Source organism: Streptomyces sp. NPDC059564 (assembly GCF_042735575.1).
Lineage (GTDB): Bacteria > Actinomycetota > Actinomycetes > Streptomycetales > Streptomycetaceae > Streptomyces.
Window position 1 is genome coordinate 1 of the sequence record NZ_JBHWBP010000577.1, and the last position, 3,028, is coordinate 3,028.

Sequence of the window (3,028 nt, forward strand, 5' to 3'; positions counted from 1 at the left end):
GCGACCGGCCGCGGCACCTAGGGGAGGGCGGCTGTCAGGGCGGCGAGGGTGGGGGTCCAGGTGCTGTCGGAGGGGGTGCCGTAGCCGACGACCAGGGCTTCGCGGGGCGGCATCGCCGAGTCGGGGTGGCGGTAGCGGACCAGGCCCTCCAGTTGCAGGTCCTGCCAGGCGGCGGCCCGTACGAGGGCGCGTTCCGTGCCCGCCGGGAGGTCCAGCACGGCGTGCAGCCCGGCCGCGATCCCGGAGACGGGCACCTTCCCCGCCACCGCGGCGACCAGCTGGTCCCGGCGGCGCCGGTACCGCAGCCGCATGCCGCGCACGTGGCGGTCGTACGCCCCGGAGATGATGAACTCCGCCAGGGTCAGCTGGTCCAGGGCGCTCGAACTCCGGTCCACCCGCCCCTTCACCGCCAGCACCTCCTCCATCAGGTCCGGCGGCACCACCATCCACCCCATCCGCAGCCCCGGCGCCAGGGACTTGCTCGCGGTGCCGAAGTACACCACCCGGTCGGGGTCCAGCCCCTGGAGCGCGCCGACGCTCTGGCGGTCGTAGCGGAACTCCCCGTCGTAGTCGTCCTCCAGGATCACGCCGCCGGTGGTCCGCGCCCAGTCCACGGCCGCCGTCCGCCGCTCGGGGGTGAGGGCCGCGCCGGTCGGGAACTGGTGCGCCGGGGTCAGCAGCACCGCGCCCGTCCGGGGGCCGAGGCCGCCCAGGTCGGGGGTGCGGGCCCCGGCCCCGTCCACCCACAGCGGGCGGGTCCGCAGCCCCGTACGGGTCAGCAGCTCCCGGTGGATGTCGAGGCTGTACCCCTCCACCGCCACCTCCCGCACCCGGCGCGCCCGCAGCATCCGCCCGATCAGCGTCAGCCCGTCCGAGAACCCGGAGCACAGCACGATCCGGTCCGGGTCGGCGTACACCCCGCGGGCCCGCGCCAGGTACCCGGCGAGGGCCTCGCGCAGCTCCACCCGGCCGCGTACGTCGACGCCGTAGCCGAAGGCGTCGTTCGGGGCGTCGGTGACCGCCCGCCGGGCCGCCGCCAGCCAGGCCGCGCGCGGGAAGCCGCCGAGGTCCGGGGAGCCGGGGACCAGGCTGTACGCGGGCCCCCGCCGCCGCGCGGGGCGGCGTACCGGGACCGCGCCCGCCGCGCGGCGCGGCCGGGCACGTTCGGCGACCCGGGTCCCGGAGCCCTGGCGGGCGGTCAGCCAGCCCTCGGCGACGAGTTCCCCGTACGCCTCGGCGACCGTGTTGCGGGCGATGCCCAGGTCGGCGGCGAAGGTCCGGGAGGACGGCAGCCTGGTCCCCGGGGCCAGCCGCCCGCTGCGCGCGGCCTCCCGCAGCGCCTCCGTCAGCGCGGCCCGCAGCCCGCGCCCGCCGCGCACCGCCGCCGAGAGGTCCAGGTGCAGGTCGGCGCCGAAAGTGGCCCATGATCCCGTCATGGACATGGACCATAGCCGCGGGCCGCCCGCGTCCTACGGTGGGGACATGGACAACGACACGAAGAACACCGAACTCGCCGCCGAGCACACCCCCCGCATGCAGCTGGCCAAGCTGGCCCCGCAGTTCTACAAGGCCGTCCTGGGCATGGAGATCGCCGCGACGAAGGGCCTGGACCCGGCCCTGGTCGAGCTGGTCAAGATCCGCGCCTCGCAGATCAACCACTGTGCGTTCTGCCTGGACATGCACACGAAGGACGCGCTCGCGGAGGGCGAGAGCATCGAGCGGATCGTGCAGCTCAGCGCGTGGGAGGAGTCGCGGCACTTCTACACGGAGAAGGAGCTCGCGGCGATCGAACTGACCGAGGCCGTCACCGTCCTGACCGACGGGTTCGTGCCCGACGCGGTGTACGCGAAGGCCGCCGCGCACTTCGAGGAGGCGGAGCTGGCCCAGCTGATCGCCGTCATCGCGACGATCAACGTCTGGAACCGGATCTCCGTCACCACGCGCAGCGTGCCGGGGCACTACACGCCGGGCATGTACAAGCAGTCCTGACCCGGGCCCCGGGCCGCCCGATCAGCCCGGCCGGAAGGAGTCCAGCGCCGCCGTCAGGTGGGCGCGGACCGTCGACGGGTCGGCGGCCGGACCGGCCGCCAGCAGGGCCCACCGTCTGCCGTCGGGCGTGGTGACGATCCGTTCCACGCCCTGGCGGCGGCCGTGGGACTCGGCGCTGTCGTACTCGTACACCAGCTCGCAGGCGCCGCCCGCGACCGGCTCCAGGGAGACCTGCCGGTAGGCGGGCGTCGCGTCGTCCAGGCTCTGCGAGGACTTGCGCAGCAGCTCGCACGAGCCGGTGGCGGGGTCCTCGGTGACGCGGAAGATCTGGAGCAGGGCGCTGCGGTCACCGGGCGGGCGGTAGAAGGAGCCGCTGCCGGTCTCGTCGTGGCTGGTCTGCCAGCCCATGGGCACGGCGACGGAGAAGCCTGCCTCGTTGCGCACCACGGTGTAGCCCTCCCCGGGCGCAGCGGTGGCGGTGCCGCTCGCACCGGCCGACGGGGTGCCGCCGGAGGCGGGCGGGGCCGAGGGCCGCGCGGTCGGTTCCTGCGAGGGGGCCGACGTGGCGGGCGGGCGCGCGTCGGTGGCGGGGTCGTCCTTCCCGCCCAGCAGCATCCACGCCGCCACGGCCGCTCCGCCCACCACGGCCGCCACCACCCCCGCCAGCAGCGGAGTCCGCCACTGCCCGCCGCCGGGCGCGTACGGAGGCCCCGGAGCGTACGGGGGCGCAGGCGGCGGAGCCGCCTGCCCGCCCCAGGCCCCGTACCCGGGCGGCAACGGCGGCACCACCCCCGCCGGGCTCCCGGGACCGGCCGAAGCGGCGGGGCCCGCCGAGGCCCACGGGCTCCCGGGACCGGCCGGGTCCACCGAAGTGGGCGGGATCTGCGAACCGTCCGGACCCGCCGCGCCCTGCGAGGCCCCCGGGCTCCCGGGAGCAGCCGGGGCCGCCTGAGCGGGCGGGGTCTCCGAGGTCGCCGGCGCGGCCGGCCACCCGGAGGCGGGCGGGCTCCCCGGGGTCGCCGGGCCCGCCGGGGGCCAC

At 76.7% G+C, this 3,028-nt stretch carries 3 protein-coding genes; 1 reads left to right on the forward strand and 2 read right to left on the reverse strand.

The features are described 5' to 3' along the window. Positions 1-17: 17 nt before the first annotated feature. Positions 18-1,436, reverse strand: a complete 1,419-nt coding sequence (locus ACFV0Q_RS40415) for a PLP-dependent aminotransferase family protein (protein WP_385012950.1) — start codon at positions 1,434-1,436, stop codon at positions 18-20. Positions 1,437-1,482: 46 nt separating this feature from the next. Between ACFV0Q_RS40415 and ACFV0Q_RS40420 the strand changes: the two genes are divergently transcribed. Continuing rightward, on the forward strand, positions 1,483-1,989 hold the full coding sequence (locus tag ACFV0Q_RS40420) for a carboxymuconolactone decarboxylase family protein (protein WP_385012952.1): 507 nt from the start codon (positions 1,483-1,485) through the stop codon (positions 1,987-1,989). Between the two features lie 21 nt (positions 1,990-2,010). On the opposite strand, the gene ACFV0Q_RS40425 is transcribed toward ACFV0Q_RS40420, so the two are convergent. Further along, the coding region (locus ACFV0Q_RS40425) for a hypothetical protein (RefSeq protein ID WP_385012954.1) at positions 2,011-3,028 on the reverse strand (1,018 nt) is incomplete at its 5' end.

What these genes read in the sequence shown, in the direction of transcription:
- ACFV0Q_RS40420 (WP_385012952.1), top strand. Translation starts at nt 1,483, where the DNA reads ATGGACAACGACACGAAGAACACCGAACTCGCCGCCGAGCACACCCCC.
- ACFV0Q_RS40415 (WP_385012950.1), bottom strand. Translation starts at nt 1,436, where the DNA reads ATGACGGGATCATGGGCCACTTTCGGCGCCGACCTGCACCTGGACCTC.